The organism is Salinibaculum salinum, assembly GCF_037645885.1.
Taxonomy (GTDB): domain Archaea; phylum Halobacteriota; class Halobacteria; order Halobacteriales; family Haloarculaceae; genus Salinibaculum; species Salinibaculum salinum.
The window spans coordinates 1-15,996 of sequence record NZ_JBBENW010000032.1 but is presented as its reverse complement, the minus strand read 5'-3'; the positions used below and the strand labels follow the sequence as shown (position 1 = coordinate 15,996).

The following is a 15,996-nucleotide window of genomic DNA, read 5'->3' as shown; positions in this document are numbered from 1 at the left end:
ACGGAGGTCGCTGCGTGGGAACGCACCCGAAACGAGGACGAATCCGAGATTGAGTGGCAGTTCACGGCCGATGACGCTCGCATCAAACTCCGCCAGCTATATCCAGCAAATCACGATTGAAGCCGCAGTAGTTTGCTAAGTAGGTTGCCCGACTGTGGCGGAAGTGGTGAGGGTTGACGGGCTTTTCAATCCCGACTCGCTCTCGCGCTTGGTTGAGGATCCGTGAGCGAATGTACTGGTAACTGATTGTGTCATCTGGTGAGCCTTGCTTTTCATCGATCTTGCACCATAGCGGCGCATCCGGCCGCCTGTTTGGATGAGCGGTGAGCCACGAGTCAAGGTACGAGACTGATTCGAGCAAGGGGAGTCGCCGTGACCCGGTTTTCCCTGAAATGACGACTTGCTTCCCCTGTGTCGTTTCTTCGATGTGACTCACTTCGAGGTCGATGAGTTCGCCGATCCGGGCCCCGGTTTCCCACAGCAAAGCGATGAAGGCGCGGTCGCGCTCGTTGCGGCACGCGTCTACTAACGCTTGGACATCGCGCGGTGTGAGCAGGCTCTGTGGCAGGATTCGCTTCTGTTCAACCGGTCCGCGCCGGATCCATTTCGTTTCCTCGGGATCTTCGCCATTGTTCATCCACTTCCAGAACTGCTTGATCGCCTGTTTGTAATCGACGACGGTTGATGCACTCGTGCCGCGGGTGTACAACCACGCGACGAGATCCATGATATCATCTTTGTCGAGGTCAGTAAACGGAGTCTGACCAACGTGGTCAGTGATGATTTTGAAATGCGCGAGTAGCTTCTGTTGTTGCGCAGGGCTGATGTCCGCGAGAACCATGTCCCTGTGGTAATCGTGAATCAGTTGCTTATTGTCCGGGTGGATATGTGGGGCCGACTCGACGTAATTCAGTACGCGGGCTGCTGCCGCCTCGTAGTCCATTGTCGGCATGCCACACAGACAGGGTCTCTACGGAGATAATCCGCTCGGTGATTCTTCCTTATTTTGTGCGATTCACAGCGGTAACATTGCGGAAGCCCACGGTTTCAGTCATTGGTAGCTGACAGCCGTACCAGTGATTTCACTTCTGGTAAGAATCGTGATGTTATTTATTTTCGGCTGAGAGGACAAAAATTGTTTCCGGCGATATTCGGGAGTGACGGGAAATGCCCGGGATACACTCTTATGATCTTGGATTATGCCTGGAGAACGGGAGATAAGACTTGATTTTTGACCCGAGTCCATCACCAGTCGGGATCTCCCGTTGTAACCACTGCTCGAATGCTTCGTCTGATGTTATCCAGACATCATTATGGGCTCGTCTGGCTCGGATATGTTTTGGCAGGTTGTGAAGATACGAATTGTTGATCTCGTATGGGGTGATGTCCGAATCGAACGTCGCAACAAATCGGTCGTTTCGTCGCTTGATCCTGACGTAGTTACGTTCGATGGCTTCTAGCCACCGTTGCCGGCCCACATCATGTTCCCACTCTGCCGGCCGTTCAGGAAAGTATGGCGGGAGGGACCGATCTGCGAACTCGTAGAGGTCTTTGACTGTCTTCCTGACGATCGCAAGAATGTCGTCCCGGCCGGTTTCATCATCGACCAGGTCCGACATTTGGAACTCACGCTGTAGATACAGGTGGGTGAACCACTTGTAAATCGGATTCTTCTCTTCAACGATTTCCCGCATCTGCATTCGAGCCTGTGATTGCCCGCTGAACATGAGCTTGAAATGCAGCATCTTCGAGCGTTGTAAGAACCACTTCTTGGGTTTGTTCTCGTTACTTGTGATGATGACTGCCGGAAACAGCTTCCCGTCCCAACTGTCCCAATAATTCCGCAACCGGCCGAGTCGATCGAACAGTTGCCGTTCGAGGTCGTCAAACGCTACCGGGAATGCAGTCACTGGTTCCCGAATGGTGTTCGGCGTTCGACTCCCTACAGTCGCACCGTCGATTGGACCTAAGACCGTATTGTCGGATATGAGGCGTAACGCAAACTCAAGAAACGTCCCTTTCCCGGCGTTTGGCTCGCCGTGGATATACAGAAATGGGACGCTTTTTTCGACATCGTTGACTCGTCCCGCTCCGAATGCCTTGGCGTACTGGTTCACGAAAGGTGCCCAAAAAAAGTAGAGGACTGCCTCGTACATATGCGCCTTCGCAGCACCTGCATCATCTGTCTCGGCGAAGTCGACCGTTTCAATATAGGCTTCGATGTTTGCCAGTCCGGCATCGACGACATGTGGTTTCGGGAGTGGTTCAGTGAGATGAATGTGAGTCCCGGCTGATGTGATGAGATGGACAGCATCAGGGGTAATCCAACACTTGGGGAGATCATAATTGATTTCGACAGCACGACCGTACTCACCAATTGACGACCGAAACATCATGTCGTTAATAGTGATGTCAAAATCGCCGAACAACTCCTGCAGATCAGAGTGGGTCTTATCAGAATACTTCTGAAGAGATTCGTGGATGGCTTCTTTCGCATCGACATCTGGACCGAGTTCACCGAGACGGTCCGTGATCTTTCCGTGAAACTCTTGCACTTCATTCTCATCCTCCACGTCACTCACAGCGAGCCAGCGTTCGATGATCTCTTCTGGCGGGTCGTCGCTATTCTCTAACTCTTGGGTCAGATCTTCCAAGAATGGTGCGTCGTCGCACAACTCACGGTACTCACTGTACAAGTCGAGTGCTCTCTGATCCCATTCCGAACCCGGATCGCAAGTGAATACGTCCAGACAATTGACCTGGTAATGTCCTGTCCAGGCTGTGTCGGTGAAATTTGGCGACCCTGAGAGAATCGTAATCTCTCCGTGTTCATCTTCAAGGATGTAGAGCTTCGCGTGAATATCCCGGTCCGGAGAGAGATAGATCAGCAGATCCCCATTTCGTTTGTACTGCTCAAGCTCCCGGGCGACGTTGACAGATTTTATCTCCTCACGAAAATCCGTCTTCTCACCCACAATCACCTCTAATTCTGTGAGACCATGCTCCTCAAATAACTCTAGAATCATCCGTGGAGAAGTACAGTAACTCACGACCTTCATCCGCTCCGCTGAAGCAAGATACTTCTCAAACCCTCTATAACTCCGAAGCGAGACGAACGGCGTCAGTGATTGTTCACCGCTGGCTGGCTCTTGAGATGTCATGAGGCATAGTGTATAACTGAGAAGATAAGTATTGTTACCACACACCACGACATCGATGTGTGCTCTTTCGAAATAGATACAGAAGCAACCCAAGAAGAATCATACAATCGACTGAAACTATAATCCTGATAACCATCTAATATCCAATCTTCACAGGTACTTCCTCGACCCGCGATCACGATACACCAATAGGGTGAAAGAAGCAGCTGAAACTTCCAACGTCACTCTGTATGGCCGCTCAAATCGTCAACTACCTCAGCCTACTTCGCTCACCCTGACGGGTTCGTTCATGGAGGGTGGGGCTTATCCGTAAACTCGGCCTCAAAGCCGACAGGGTAAACGCTGAATCCGACGTTCGACGTCACACTGACGGCTGCTCACGCCGCAGACTGTGGTGGGGCAGGCATCTATGTCGGTCCCGACAGTAGCGCTGCATACGGCGGAGTGACCTTCGACGACGTCGAAACTCGTGTCGTGGTTGATGGCGAAACCCGAGAATGGGTCAATTAGCAATTATAAATTAGATTATCCTGAATTAGGCTATTCGAGCGTTATATTTGCTGGCCTCCAGCGTAGTATGGAAGAATTCGTGAACCGGGTAGACGAACTCAGTCGGCTTCGAAATCGTTACGATTCAGATGACGCTGACATAGTCATGATTCTGTCGCTGCGAGGATTAGTGAACCACCCGACAGAGAACAGCAGCGGCCAACCACAATAATATGACATATCGCATGGATATTCTCTGTAACCCATACATGTGGTAACATATGAGTTTAGTCGAACCGTAAGAATCAATCAGCGTTAGAGAATGCGACATCTTCAATTGCTTTCAAAAGTTCCTGGTGAGTAACGTCAACTCGCAGTCCGAGTTCAGGGGACTGAGCTCGATTAATGAGCGTGTGCCAGTTCTGAAAAAGGATAGCAACGTTAACACCGTAGAGTCGAAGCTTCTCATTACCGCTTTCGATCCGCGGCATATAGTCATTTGAGATCTGGTTAATCGTTTCTTCGATTGCCCACCGTTGATAGTATCGGAAATGAATTCCGGCAGCTGAACGGTCCGGCAAAGATCGATCAGTCAAATATAATGCGTGCTTCGTTTTGCGGTCTACACCATCTACAGTCTCGGGGTCTTCGAAGATATCGGTGAGTGAGGGAAGTTCAGACGCAGGCGTTGTCACAGACTCATCAAAATTCGAGAGGTCGGTCTGCGTCTGCTCATCTTGTATGTCAACGTCCCGGAGTTCGGCGGGGGTGAACCTGATAGTTGATGGATTATCACCTTTTTTGGGGTACGCGACGGCAGCAGGTTTCGGACTCGTATTCCATGACACGCTTGGGAGGTACCCCACATAATTCTCCGGAGTATATCTCCATAATTTTTGTATCACTCTCCTATTGGGTGCTCGAACGATCCAATCTGAGTCCGCCAGTTCACGGAACGCATCGATTAAATCTCCAGAGATAAGTTCGCTATCAGCGTATAACGCCTCAACATCGACGAACTCGTTCGCAACAGGCGTGAGCTCCCTGACGGCAGACGGATACCATGATTTGTCCGGCAGCCAACGCGCCCCAAGTGTGAACCGTGCTTCTGTATCGATAATCCCGATCACTGCGTACGTCCATTCCGACCGGTTGTCGTTCTCTGACTTTGCGGGACGATTAATTGTAAGGTCATTTTCTACGCCAGCCCATTCGATGCGGTACAGATCAACCGCTAACGAACGTGGTTCGTTGAAAAAGCCATATTGCTCTGCAATTCCGAGCGTTGCACGATGTGCGGCATCAAACTGCTCTGATATCCCTCGCTTTGCTGTGTCCCCCATCTTGCCCCGACTGTTACTCATCGGGAGATCCTTTCTGATGTATTTTCCAACTCCGCTGCCTTTGGGAATCAGATCTCGATTGTAATGATAGTCGGAAATATCTGGAACTGTTTGGACCCCACAGTTGTATAGTGCCGATGCAGCAAGCAGCCCGATATACTGACGAAAAGTCATCTGTGGCTCGGAGCGCCCGAACGTAAGAGGATCCACAGTCTCATCCAGGAGAAGATTAACCCAATTCCGAAGAGCAATCTTCTCTGTCGGACGACTAACTCCCTTCTCGTACAATGGCGCAGTGACAGCCTCGAATCCGCACTCGGTTTCCACTGACGGTGGGACTTCAATCCCGTTACGGTACACGGAATAAGTCGCACGTTCAACAGCGGCAGCGAACGCCTCTGTCCCCCGTTCTATACCCTCCAGTTCAGCCGGGATATCCTCGTTTAATACTCTGCGAAGTCGCTCGTAAGAGGGGCCTCCTCGTTCAGGGCGGTAGCCAAGTTCAGTAAGGACTGGTTTTGATTCCGTAATATATTCGTGGAACTCTTTGAGGGTTTGTGGTTTCCGTGCGCTCTTCAGAAAGTAAGATCGGAACCGCCGTGGGAGAACAGTATGTGAGTCCAGTGAGAGTCCCTCGATTTCCAGAGCCTGGTCCATAACATCGAGGATAGCAACATCGAACAAGGTTGTACTATCATTGGGAAACGGCCAGTCGCTGTTCTGCTGGATGCGATTCTGCTCGTGAAGCTGCGCAGTCAGATGGGTTTCCTGCCGTAATTCCGCAATCGTCTCTGCAGGGCGTTCAATTTCTATTTCTCCATCAAACCGCTCCGTTACTGAACCATACTCCGTCTTTTCGGGATGATCCTCGTACGCTGTCGGTACACTATAGTCACCGTCTCCGCCCGTCGCGGTCGGTTTAAAATTGTCTGTATGTGAAATAGGTGGTCCGCTAGGCATCGTTGATTAAAGATATCTTGCGGTCATGGATAAAAGATTGCCCGAGATTCACACATCGTTCACGATAACCATCAAACGCTCACTGGAAGTCAGTTGGCACAAAAGCTCACCACCGGACCTCCGACTGCGTTCGCTCTGTCTGAGGTCTGCTTTCCAACCTACAATAATACTTCTATCTCATTGATAACAAACCCATCATCTCCTTTGAGTCTACCAAGTCCCACTCAGAAAGGCTATCAAATAACAGTACCTTATCAATATCTGTTAGAAGAAGCAGGCGTTGACTATCATCCTAATCCCGTTTGCCGACGGTCCCTGACCTCAGAACGAATCTAGATTCGCTAATTGATAGATTTCCTGTCACTATCTGTCTCAGCCCGCATTTCCAGGGTAGTTGAATGATCGAGAAGACATTCTTGTTCTGGTTGATAGAGGAAGGGCACCAAGATCCGGCAAATACTCCACAGTCACATACGACGGCAATCAATCGCAGCGCGGATATCGGGTTCATTAGCAGCGATATTGCCGCTCGTCTGACCGACCTGTGGGCTGGTAACCGAGCGCAGACGTATTACCAGGATGGGATTGCCACCCAAGAACGAGCAGAAACGATGCTAGCACTCGCTACTCGAATCCACACGCAAATCCTCCATTTGGCCGGGCGCCATCACGAATGCATTTGTGAGTGATTCTGCCTCTCGATCGTGATCGTAGTCAGACATATCTAGACCTGTTTGGACCCCGTAGCCTCGCTGCTATTTGGCCCTCAGGGCAAGGACCCTGATCGGATTAAGCGAAGTTCCATTGCCTTCCCGGCAATTATCCCCTTGCTATATTAACCATGCCACCATTAGAGACACTTACACGGTCGAAAACGAGCGATATGCGGAAAGTTAGAGATGCCCACCCGATAGGTCCATAAAAAGGGCAGGTGATGCTCTCTCACGGCAAGGACCAGGGTTCGAATCCCTGACGGAGCATCCTTTTCCCGTCGCTGTCTGGTGATTATTAGCTCCTTTAGTGGCCGTCTCTCACCAAATCGTCAGGGCAAACCGATTCCTACGAATTGGTCATCTCGCTGCAGTCTTGCGGTTTCTGTTGTTGCCATACCATGCCGATTCGAACGAACCTGTGAGTCTTTTTCAGTGGGGACTGGCTTAGACACCTTGGGCGATTACCCCAACGCTGTCTCCAAGATTTGGTTAGACAGTAATCCAAGATAGAGAGGATGAAGTCAGCACGTCACCTTCTTTTGTTTCATCTTTACTACGCTGAACACTCTACTCACTAAACTTGCCTATTGATCGAAGCTGTACATATACATCTCACATGTCGGCGAGTTGTATAGCACGGGCAATGATGTAGATGAGTATAATTCCAGTACCTATAGCGAGTATTAATTGCGTTAAAAGAGTAAACAGGAAACCAATGAAGGAATCTCCAAAGAGTAGTATTGTGAAAATAAATGGGAAGAGGGCCAGTGATGCAAATAATAGGATGAGTCCGACAAGTGGATATGCTTCTGTTAGGATCTGGTTCGTGTCCAAGCCACCTGTCTCAGAATCAATGAATGGACCAGTGGGCGACATTGTGCGGAAGTCTCTCTACTCCAGTAAGGGTTTTTTGATAAAGCAACATGAAAAGACTCAATGAATGGTCAGTAGCAACTGATGGGATATCCGTTGCGTGAGATAAGCTCTCTGCATCCCCAAGTTGGCTTGTCACGAGAACTGGTCACCGCGTCGACCGCTCACTAAACCCACTGTATTGACCGGGTTTGGTGGGAAGACCAGAACGCCAGTCTCGCTCACTACACTGCGTATTTTGGACCTTGATTTGTACTCTGTTTTTGCAGTTGGGATTAGAACGAACCACCGATACCGAGGTATACGAAAATTCCAACAACGGTTGCGACTATCTGGAGGACGAACAATATCGCGTAATCCTTTGGTTCCATGTTCCTCTGTCTCCGAGTTATTCACTAAACAATAGGGAAGACTTACAGAGAAATTTCACATACTGCTTCGGTCGCATGCGAGTCGGTAGCTCTGGTGTGTCCACGCCCTGTATTGGTTGCTCACGAGTTGTTGAATAACTCGTTCAGATGGTCTCATATCGTTTCGATTTCGATGGGTGGATACGCTGTTCACTGAGCGCGCCTATTTGCCAGACGCTCTTGCGTAGCACATTGTTGGTTTCAGAACGTCGCTTGGATAGCGAATTGGAGTGCCTCTCGGCCTGGTTTTCGATATGATTCTCGGCAGGATGGAACGCCCTGATATACTGTGTCAACGTATCCTGGGGGATGCCTCAATCAGACTGTTGGCGCCGTCTCTTCGACACATTGAATGAACTTCGTGAGGCTTCACTCACCGCGCTTGATGCCATCGACCCGACGAATATTTTCACGCACAGATGTCCCTGAATATGAATAGACGCTCTTGATTCAGTACGCAGTGTTTGGCAGACACTGGATAAAGGGTGGTGTTTTACCGGTGCTAAGCTACTAGCAGTTCCCAGGTGTAGTGCCCGCGTAGCTGGAGAAGGACTCTCGTTGGAAAGGCATTCCATATTTTCAGAGTATTGGTAGACTGGTCGATAATTGAATAAATAAATAAAAATCCATCTTACGAGGAGATTTATTGCGACACCTGGCATGGTATATGAATTGTTCTATGCCATCTTCAGGCAAAGCGGCTACCCCGCCCGTGGCTCGTCGGGAAGTGTGAGTCGCACGTCGCTGCCCCCATCGTCGAGAGTGGCCAGTTCGAGGTCGCCACCGAGTCGGGTCACAGCCCAGGAGACGAACCAGAGGCCGACACCGGACCCGTGGCGAAGCGGACTCTCCGCCCCGTCAAGCAGGACTGCTCGCTCCCGCTCGGGGATTCCCGGGCCGTCATCACGGACGACGATTTCTCCGCCCGTGTCGTTCTCTGCAACCTTGATCGATACTGTCGGGATTGGGCTGTCACCATGTTCGGCCGCGTTTTCGACGATTTCTCTGAGTGCCGTCCGTAGCACCTCACGGTCGGTACAGATCGAAACACCTTCGCGGGGAGCTGAGACTGAGGCGTCGAAGTCGTATTGATGTTCGATATCCGAGACGACCGCACGGGAGAGCGCAACGAGGTCAATAGACTCGGTATTGAGCGCTGCCCGTGTCACGACACGGTCGGCTCGTTCGACCGTTTCACCGATATCGACAAGCTCGCTTGCCGTCGAATGTATCCGTGCCGTTGCAGTGTCGGTGTCTTCGACCACACCATCCGAGAGGCCTTCGGCGAACCCTCGAATCGCGTCGAGGTCGTTTCGGAGATTGTGCCGCAGGACGCGGTTGAGGACTTCCAAGCGCTGCTGGCGCGTCTGCTGGTCGGTCACGTCCCGGAACAGGTACGAACTCCCGACCGTTTCCCCGCGGCGGTCGGTCAACACCGAGTGGCTGACATCGAACTGCCGGGTGCCAGCGACTGTCGACAGCGTGACCGACTCACCGGCGAGAGTGTCGGGCGCGGCGTCGAGAACCGACCCGACCGGTTGACCAGCGTCAGCGCCGAGAGAAATTCCGAACGTGTGCTCTGCGGCTTCGTTGGCGTCGACCAGCCGTCCATCGCGGTCGACGACGACAACCGCCTCGCGCATCGTTTCGAGGACAGATTGGCGCGCCAGCGGTCCGGTCGCAGGCGCTCGGCCGAACACACTGAAGCCGAACACCGCGATTGCGAACCCACCAGCACTCACTGCGAGAACGCCGGTAACCCCCGATGGGAGTGGCTTGGGACCGAACGTCGACAGCGTGCTGACCGAGAACAGCGAGAGCGTCACGCACAGTCCGCCACCCGAAAGGACGATGGCCTCTCCGAGAGGGGGGTCGGTGTCGACGAGAGCTGCTCGGATGACGAGGAACACGCCAAAGAGCCCAACGCCGAGCAGTACTGTCTGTAACACGGCCATCACGAGACGGATGACACCACTGGCTGTCGTGGTCCCGGTAATTCCGAAAACTGTCGTGACACCGACGACTGCGACGTAACACGCCGCAAACGCAATCCGTCGGCGGGTCGGGGTTGGACCACGTCGAGTGTACGTAAAGACGAACCCGGCCCAGAGCGTCGTCGCGACAACCCAGCCCAAGAGTATCGCGGTCGCCGCTGCTCGTGCTCCCAAGAGACCCAAGCGGTTGCCGACGAGGACACCGGAGAGGGCAGCGAGAGATACCCACAGCGTGCCCGCGACAGCAGCGCCCGGTTGGTCGCGGTGGCGTACCGCTACGATTGCGAGCAGGGCAAAGGTACCTGCAGTGACGACATCAAGAGACACGAGTATCGCGTGCTCAGTCATTCAATATCACCGCCCGGAGCTGAGCATGCCGGACCCGGTCGAAAGCAGAGCCTGACACCGTGTGTCCTCGACTCCTGAACGGTCGTGAGGTCCCATGACGCGCTCTCAGCGGCGGTGTTGGCGATCCGAAGTGAGAGCGCTTGTAATGAGTTCTCCCCTGACGGATCGAACGGCGAGATGTCTACTGTGACTCGTTCAGGGTCAGTGGAAACGGTGACTGTGGCTGACTCGGTCCCGGCCAGAAGCGTCGTCAGCGTCGCAGTCACCAGCTCTGGGTCCGCAGCGACAACCGGCGAACGCGGGCCCGCTTCGACAACAGTGTCGAATTTTCCGTCGGTGGACAGCGAGTCGAGCGTCTCCCGCAAGTCGAGGTGGGTGTGCTGTGACTCCTCCGACGACGACAGCGCACTCTCGATGTCCCGGACGCAAGCGACCAGCGTGGCAACGTCCGTTGCAGTCGCCTGAATCCGGTCGCCGCCATGTTCGGGCTCACAGTCGCCGGAGTCGATGGCACCGGTGACGCTCGTGACAGTTTGCATCTGCCCGGTCGTCACCCCAGCGATGGCTCTGGTAAGGACGCTGAGTCGCTGAGTTCGCCGTCGCTTTGCCGTGATGTCACGGCAGACGAGCGACCAGCCGAGCCCTCGGCTGCGGTGATCGCAGATTTCCTCGACGCTGACCGAAACTGTCCGACCGGTCTCGAGCGCCACGTCCGTGGGTGAGCCACCACCCGAAATCGAAAGGTCGGGGATAGCTGGCGCGACGGTAGCGAGCGGTTGGTCGACAGCGGATGCTCGGTCGACCTCGAACAGCCGCTGTGCTGCTGGGTTCAGGTCGCGGATGTGTCCGTCGCTTCCGACGATGACGACGCCATCGGACATCTCCTCGAATACTCGGTCGCGGCCAACGAGGGACACGACGGGTAAGGTTTCGAACGGGCGGTGTCGATACAACACACCTGTGAACAGAACCGCCGACCCAGCGAGCAACAGCGGCGTCGTTATCGGATTCCGAACGGTCGTCGCGACGAATGGGACTAGCAACACAAGGCCGACAGCTCCGGTAAAGAGCGCAGCCTGTGCCAGCGGAAACGCCTTGTGCTGGAACGTCACGTCGAGGACGAGAAATATACCGATGAGCGCGAGCGCTTCCGCGAGCACCACCGCGACGCCAAGCAAGAGGTTTGGCGTCTGGGACTCGAACCCGACGTAGGACCCCGACAATGTCAGCATGAAATGCGGTCCGAGCAGGAGGATAAGAACCCCCGCGACCGCGAAGTACGCAATCGAGGATGTCCGGTCGTCGCGCCCAGTGTACTGGAGCGCGAAGAGAAACCACAACACGCCCACGACTGTTGAGATGTCAAAGGCGACGAGCAGCCAGAGGCCACCAGTCGTGTCAGTCGGCCCGCCGAGAAGCCCGAGGACGGCACGGACAGGCACGAGGTCGACGACTGCGAGGTGAGCGAACGCGCCGACCAGCAGTGCGACGGCGACGCCGATTAGCGGTCTCGTGGTTGGGTTTTCCCGATAACCGAATATAGCACCTACAAACCCTCCAGACGCGACGAGTGCGGCGAGGCTGACCGCGACCGCAGTCGTAGAAGTGGCTACGACCATCGGCAAACTCCGAGACGTGAGTACTGTGGTGTGGATCCGATCATACGTTTCGTGGAGTAGTTCGACTACAGGGGAGTCTGCGTCGCAACCCCTAAATGGTGATTCCTCCTCCTGGGATGAGCCGTCTTTTCACCACAGGTGTCCGGACACCAGAATCTATCGGGGTGTATGTGTCCATCGGCGAGCCACTGGTTCACTCCAGCGACAGTGCAGCCGTGTCTCACGGTTGGACAACCCTCGTTCCCGCGATTCGGTCGCCGAGCCGTTTGTTTTCATCGGAGACAACCAGTACGACGATACCGAGAACGTACCACACTGGGAACCAATCGAGTAGGCGTACGACGTTACGGATCGCCGATGAGCGGAGCGACAGCGGCGTTCCACTGTCCTCGACGACCCTGATGTTCACGAGATACTTGCCGACGGTATTCCCGAAGCGCCACTCCGCGAGCGTGTGATAGCCGATAGCCAGACCGAACCAGAGGACGAGCGCAGCGGCCCCCGCACCGCCCTGCAGATCTGCGTCGACACCCCCTGCACCGGTTTCTAACTGTCCGATTGGGAGCGCAATTGCGTACACCGCGACAAACAAGAGAGCGAACCAAACGAACGAGTCGATCACCATCGCCACACTCCGAATACCGAGCCCACACACAGTCTGCTGTTCGGTATCGTTCATACGTTACCTGCCGTTCACGGCACCAGCATAAATACCAGAACCGTGTGGTTCTGTGAGAGAAACGCCACGGGTCTTCGTCTTGAATTGACACGCTGAATAGAGTCACCACTGTACAGGGGTTCCCTCCGTTGCAGACAACGGACCGATAAGTCGGAATTTCCTTATATCGAACAGATCAACGGATAATGAGCTCACGACATTCGCGAGACCCATGCTTGAACTCACGCGTCGTCGACTGCTTGAACTCGGTTCCGCGGCGACGGCCGTCTCGGTTGCAGGCTGTTTCGGCGCACCCAGAGCTGAGGGGCCAAGAGCGTGGTTTCCGTCGGGAACAGGGAGCCTTCTGACCGCACATCTCGACCTTGAGGTGACAAGACAGACATCGAATGTAGATCCGGTAATCCCGCTGTTTCTCCCGTCGAACGACCGGGAGGACCCGACGGAGTTCGTCCCAAATCTTCCGCCAACGGAGGAGATCGATGACCCGCTGGTCCGGTTCCCTCTGACAGCTGGCGGCCGAGTCATCGGCGTCAGCGCGCTGGCACTCATTGCCGCCGGCTTGGGACACCTTATCTACCCAGAATCACCAACCCGTGAACTGACTGATATTGTCGTCGTAAACGAGACCATCATCGGAATCGGCGATATCGACGTCGGTCGCGCTGAGGAATCACTTCGTTCGGGCACTGGGTCCGCCTTCGGTCAGGTCGAGTTCACCGAAACTGGCCAGAATGGGCAGTACACTCTGTACGAAGCCAATACCGAGGAGGGTGGCTTCATCGCGCTGAGTGACGATGCCGTCGTCGGCGCGGAGGCCAAGGATTCAGTGCGGACGGCAATCGAGACGCGCCGGGGCGACCACGAACGTATCGTCGGCGCGGACGCCACCGCGAAGTGGCTCTTCGATACCGTCGGTGCGAGCGACATCTCAGTTGGATTGCTCGGGCCGGTTGACCTCGAAGACTACTATTGGGATGGCGGCGACATGAACACTCCAGTGGAGCTGCTAGCGGGCCGTGAAAATCTGGTTTCAGGGCTCTCGTTTGCACCCGAGAAAGAAGAGATAACGGCAACGCTCGCGGTGCAGGAGTCCGGATTAGACGACACCGTGAGGAACCGACTCGAGACCCGAATGGGGTCTGCCGTCGACGCGTCGAATACGGTCCGCGACGACCGACTGGTCGCCAGCGAAACGTACACCGACGACGTGCTCGACTTTGAGTTTACCGAACGGTCCACGCCCTCGGAGGAACCGGAGGTTCCCGCCGGCGACGACGTTCCGCAGGAAGTCGCGGCAGCCGTCTCGGAGGACACGTTCTCGTTCTCACGGAACCGACAGAACGGGACGGTTCGCGTCGATTTCCAGGAGGAGTTCGATGCCGACGAAGTGACGGTCAGAGCACGGCCGTCCGGAAACGAGTCCTCAACGACCACACCGGACCCGGTAACGCACCTCAATGTTCTGGTCTCACCAGACGACGAGAGCGTCGTCGTCATCGTTACCATCGATGGGTCGTCCGGAATCGTCGCCCGAGAGAATATTCAATAAACGAACAGTCGATAGGTCGTACTATTTCCACGCTTGAAACGCGTCGTCTTTCATTTATGAGTGTCACTCCACATCCTACGTATGCCTGACAGACGGTTTCACTCTCAGAGCCTCACGGACACGTGGCGTTACGCCCTCATCGGTGGTTTACTCTCGATTCCACTTACGATTAGTCTCTACTATCTCTCTGGAATGGGCAATGAACTCTCGCTCAACATGCTCTTTTTCGGTGGTCTCATCGCTGTCTACCTCGCAAAGAGGGGACCGGAAACAGTCGACAGTACCGATGTTGGCCTCCGTGCTGGCGTCGTCGGTGGCCTCCCAGGGGTTTGGCTTCTTGCCGAGATGGTCCACATTGTGACGGCGGCCAGCGGGCCACTGTGGTTCCGTGTCGTGGGAGGCGGATTTGTTACAATCGCGTTCGCAATTTCGCTGTTCGGACTCGCAGCACTCGTCGGCCTTCTCGGTGCGAAAATCGGCGCGTGGCTGGTCCCACGGACCAGGTCCAAAAACCCGCCAGTTCCCGAGCGAGAAGGTAGTTGATCGCCCAGTTCTCCGCGTTTGACGTGGGTGCAGTCTCTCAGTGGCGTTTGCGTCGTGAGATGAATGCACCAGCGTGCGACCGCTATCGCGCTCGCTGGTCGCCGATCTCACTCTCCGCGTCGCTGATGATTTTGTAAACGTGAATCGGGACGATAACGATTCCAAGGAGCAGATAGTTGAGTGTCAGGAAGTTTACGATCGCTAGTTTCGTCCGCCCAACGTAGTAGTACGCGACTGGCGAAATGAAGACCGCCAGCAGGAGTGCGACTGGCGTGGATTTGTCTGCGATGGCCTGTACAACGGGTTTCTGGTCGGTTGAGGGAGGGTCTGTTGTCGACATTAATGTTCGAATTAGCGGGGTGATTTACTATTGAATCGGCGGGGCAGCATTCGTGGGGCATCGAAACGACACAATCCGTGGTCCATATCCCTCCGTACTCGGGTGGTGTAGCGATATACACCTAACTACCGCCGTCGTGTTTCGCCACCGGAAACAGCGGAGATGGCTTTTGATCCCCGGCAAACTATGCTAACGACTTCGGTGAAGCAGGACATTCCTGAGACAACTACAAGTTGGTTGTCGATATCGACGGCCCAAATCTTCGATACCTTCTGGTGAAACTCCAGTATGCAGAACTCCGGTGATTCCGAGTAGTGGATTTAATACTTATCCTGCGTTGCAGAGCCAGAAACAGGGCAACGGATGTTTTGTATACTCCTCTCGTAGAGTAGGCTGGGAGGTGCACGGTCCCCGTTGGAGCTACCAATCCCACTGTCACCTGCCCTTCGAAGCCGTGGTGAAATGCCCACCACGCCTGCCCATTCCCCCTCTCCCCCGCTCCGACTCAGCTAACCTGCCCGTGCCCTCCCTCTCTGTCCGCTTGCTCACCGAGAGACTCATTCCATTCGCTTAGGTATGCATCGCATCCTGTTGTGCTATCCAACCATCCCCCGGCCGCGTGCCGCGTAGAAACCACGCAGCTCAAGCTGAACAGGGTTCTTGGTTTGGTCGATGCAGACTACTGTGGCGTCCATCTCCACTCGCCCTTTTGAGTTGCTTGTTGAACCGTTTTGGTCGTATTTTTCGGCTTCAGTGGCTAGAGAGATTTTTGATAGCTCAATCCTGACTTTTGTACTAACATCCGACAATTACAGCGGTAGCGAGGCGAAAGCCCATCGGCTTTAGCCCTGTCTCTTACCCACAAGTACAAGCCGCGGAGTTGACAAGCTGAGACTGGAAGATGGAACGCTGTTCACGGGGTTGGCGGCCAGAAGTTGATAAAGATGGACAGCTGCGTGACATGGATGTCTCGGG

11 protein-coding genes and 1 pseudogene are annotated in these 15,996 nt (G+C 54.4%); 4 read left to right on the top strand and 8 right to left on the bottom strand.

The window, feature by feature from the left end:
* Positions 1-82: 82 nt before the first annotated feature.
* From WDJ60_RS18290 to WDJ60_RS18280, 3 genes are all read right to left on the bottom strand, one after another.
* Positions 83-943, bottom strand: a complete 861-nt coding sequence (locus WDJ60_RS18290) for a tyrosine-type recombinase/integrase (RefSeq protein ID WP_340102182.1) — start codon at positions 941-943, stop codon at positions 83-85.
* 241 nt (positions 944-1,184) lie between these two features.
* Positions 1,185-3,161, bottom strand: a complete 1,977-nt coding sequence (locus tag WDJ60_RS18285) for a phospholipase D family protein (protein WP_340102180.1) — start codon at positions 3,159-3,161, stop codon at positions 1,185-1,187.
* Positions 3,162-3,955: 794 nt separating this feature from the next.
* Positions 3,956-5,953 (bottom strand): hypothetical protein, encoded by a 1,998-nt coding sequence (locus tag WDJ60_RS18280; protein ID WP_340102179.1) that lies wholly within the window; start codon positions 5,951-5,953, stop codon positions 3,956-3,958.
* Between the two features lie 398 nt (positions 5,954-6,351).
* Here WDJ60_RS18280 and WDJ60_RS18955 point away from each other — a divergent pair, with 398 nt between their 5' ends.
* Positions 6,352-6,642, top strand: a complete 291-nt coding sequence (locus WDJ60_RS18955) for a hypothetical protein (RefSeq protein WP_465269254.1) — start codon at positions 6,352-6,354, stop codon at positions 6,640-6,642.
* Between the two features lie 636 nt (positions 6,643-7,278).
* On the opposite strand, the gene WDJ60_RS18275 is transcribed toward WDJ60_RS18955, so the two are convergent.
* Positions 7,279-7,542 (bottom strand): hypothetical protein, encoded by a 264-nt coding sequence (locus WDJ60_RS18275; RefSeq protein ID WP_340102178.1) that lies wholly within the window; start codon positions 7,540-7,542, stop codon positions 7,279-7,281.
* 719 nt (positions 7,543-8,261) lie between these two features.
* Here WDJ60_RS18275 and WDJ60_RS18865 point away from each other — a divergent pair.
* Positions 8,262-8,378 (top strand): annotated as a pseudogene (locus tag WDJ60_RS18865) (IS630 family transposase); the annotation flags it as partial.
* Between the two features lie 272 nt (positions 8,379-8,650).
* On the opposite strand, the gene WDJ60_RS18270 reads toward WDJ60_RS18865, so the two are convergent.
* From WDJ60_RS18270 to WDJ60_RS18260, 3 genes are all read right to left on the bottom strand, one after another.
* A complete protein-coding gene (locus WDJ60_RS18270) occupies positions 8,651-10,291 on the bottom strand; it encodes a sensor histidine kinase (RefSeq protein WP_340102177.1) in 1,641 nt (546 codons plus the stop codon).
* Entirely contained in the window at positions 10,288-11,910 is a 1,623-nt protein-coding gene (locus WDJ60_RS18265; protein WP_340102176.1) for a PAS domain-containing protein, read from the bottom strand. Before WDJ60_RS18265 ends, WDJ60_RS18270 begins: the two co-directional genes overlap by 4 nt.
* Before the next feature lie 220 nt (positions 11,911-12,130).
* The gene (locus WDJ60_RS18260) at positions 12,131-12,589 is read right to left on the bottom strand and encodes an RDD family protein (protein WP_340102174.1); all 459 of its coding nucleotides are present in this window, start codon (positions 12,587-12,589) and stop codon (positions 12,131-12,133) included.
* Between the two features lie 211 nt (positions 12,590-12,800).
* On the opposite strand from WDJ60_RS18260, the gene WDJ60_RS18255 reads away from it, so the two are divergent.
* Positions 12,801-14,138 carry a hypothetical protein gene (locus WDJ60_RS18255; RefSeq protein WP_340102173.1) on the top strand — a complete coding sequence of 446 codons (1,338 nt, stop codon included), beginning with the start codon at positions 12,801-12,803 and terminating at the stop codon, positions 14,136-14,138.
* 81 nt (positions 14,139-14,219) lie between these two features.
* Positions 14,220-14,681 (top strand): DUF5518 domain-containing protein, encoded by a 462-nt coding sequence (locus WDJ60_RS18250; RefSeq protein WP_340102172.1) that lies wholly within the window; start codon positions 14,220-14,222, stop codon positions 14,679-14,681.
* 82 nt (positions 14,682-14,763) lie between these two features.
* On the opposite strand, the gene WDJ60_RS18245 is transcribed toward WDJ60_RS18250, so the two are convergent.
* A complete protein-coding gene (locus WDJ60_RS18245) occupies positions 14,764-15,021 on the bottom strand; it encodes a hypothetical protein (protein WP_340102170.1) in 258 nt (85 codons plus the stop codon).
* Between the last annotated feature and the right edge of the window lie 975 nt (positions 15,022-15,996).

Bases quoted from the DNA above. Each gene is read 5' to 3' on its own strand.
- WDJ60_RS18290 (WP_340102182.1), bottom strand. From the start codon at position 943: ATGGACTACGAGGCGGCAGCAGCCCGCGTACTGAATTACGTCGAGTCG.
- WDJ60_RS18250 (WP_340102172.1), top strand. From the start codon at position 14,220: ATGCCTGACAGACGGTTTCACTCTCAGAGCCTCACGGACACGTGGCGT.
- WDJ60_RS18280 (WP_340102179.1), bottom strand. From the start codon at position 5,953: ATGCCTAGCGGACCACCTATTTCACATACAGACAATTTTAAACCGACC.
- WDJ60_RS18275 (WP_340102178.1), bottom strand. From the start codon at position 7,542: ATGTCGCCCACTGGTCCATTCATTGATTCTGAGACAGGTGGCTTGGAC.
- WDJ60_RS18265 (WP_340102176.1), bottom strand. From the start codon at position 11,910: ATGGTCGTAGCCACTTCTACGACTGCGGTCGCGGTCAGCCTCGCCGCA.
- WDJ60_RS18955 (WP_465269254.1), top strand. From the start codon at position 6,352: ATGATCGAGAAGACATTCTTGTTCTGGTTGATAGAGGAAGGGCACCAA.
- WDJ60_RS18245 (WP_340102170.1), bottom strand. From the start codon at position 15,021: ATGTCGACAACAGACCCTCCCTCAACCGACCAGAAACCCGTTGTACAG.
- WDJ60_RS18285 (WP_340102180.1), bottom strand. From the start codon at position 3,161: ATGACATCTCAAGAGCCAGCCAGCGGTGAACAATCACTGACGCCGTTC.
- WDJ60_RS18270 (WP_340102177.1), bottom strand. From the start codon at position 10,291: ATGACTGAGCACGCGATACTCGTGTCTCTTGATGTCGTCACTGCAGGT.
- WDJ60_RS18255 (WP_340102173.1), top strand. From the start codon at position 12,801: ATGCTTGAACTCACGCGTCGTCGACTGCTTGAACTCGGTTCCGCGGCG.
- WDJ60_RS18260 (WP_340102174.1), bottom strand. From the start codon at position 12,589: ATGAACGATACCGAACAGCAGACTGTGTGTGGGCTCGGTATTCGGAGT.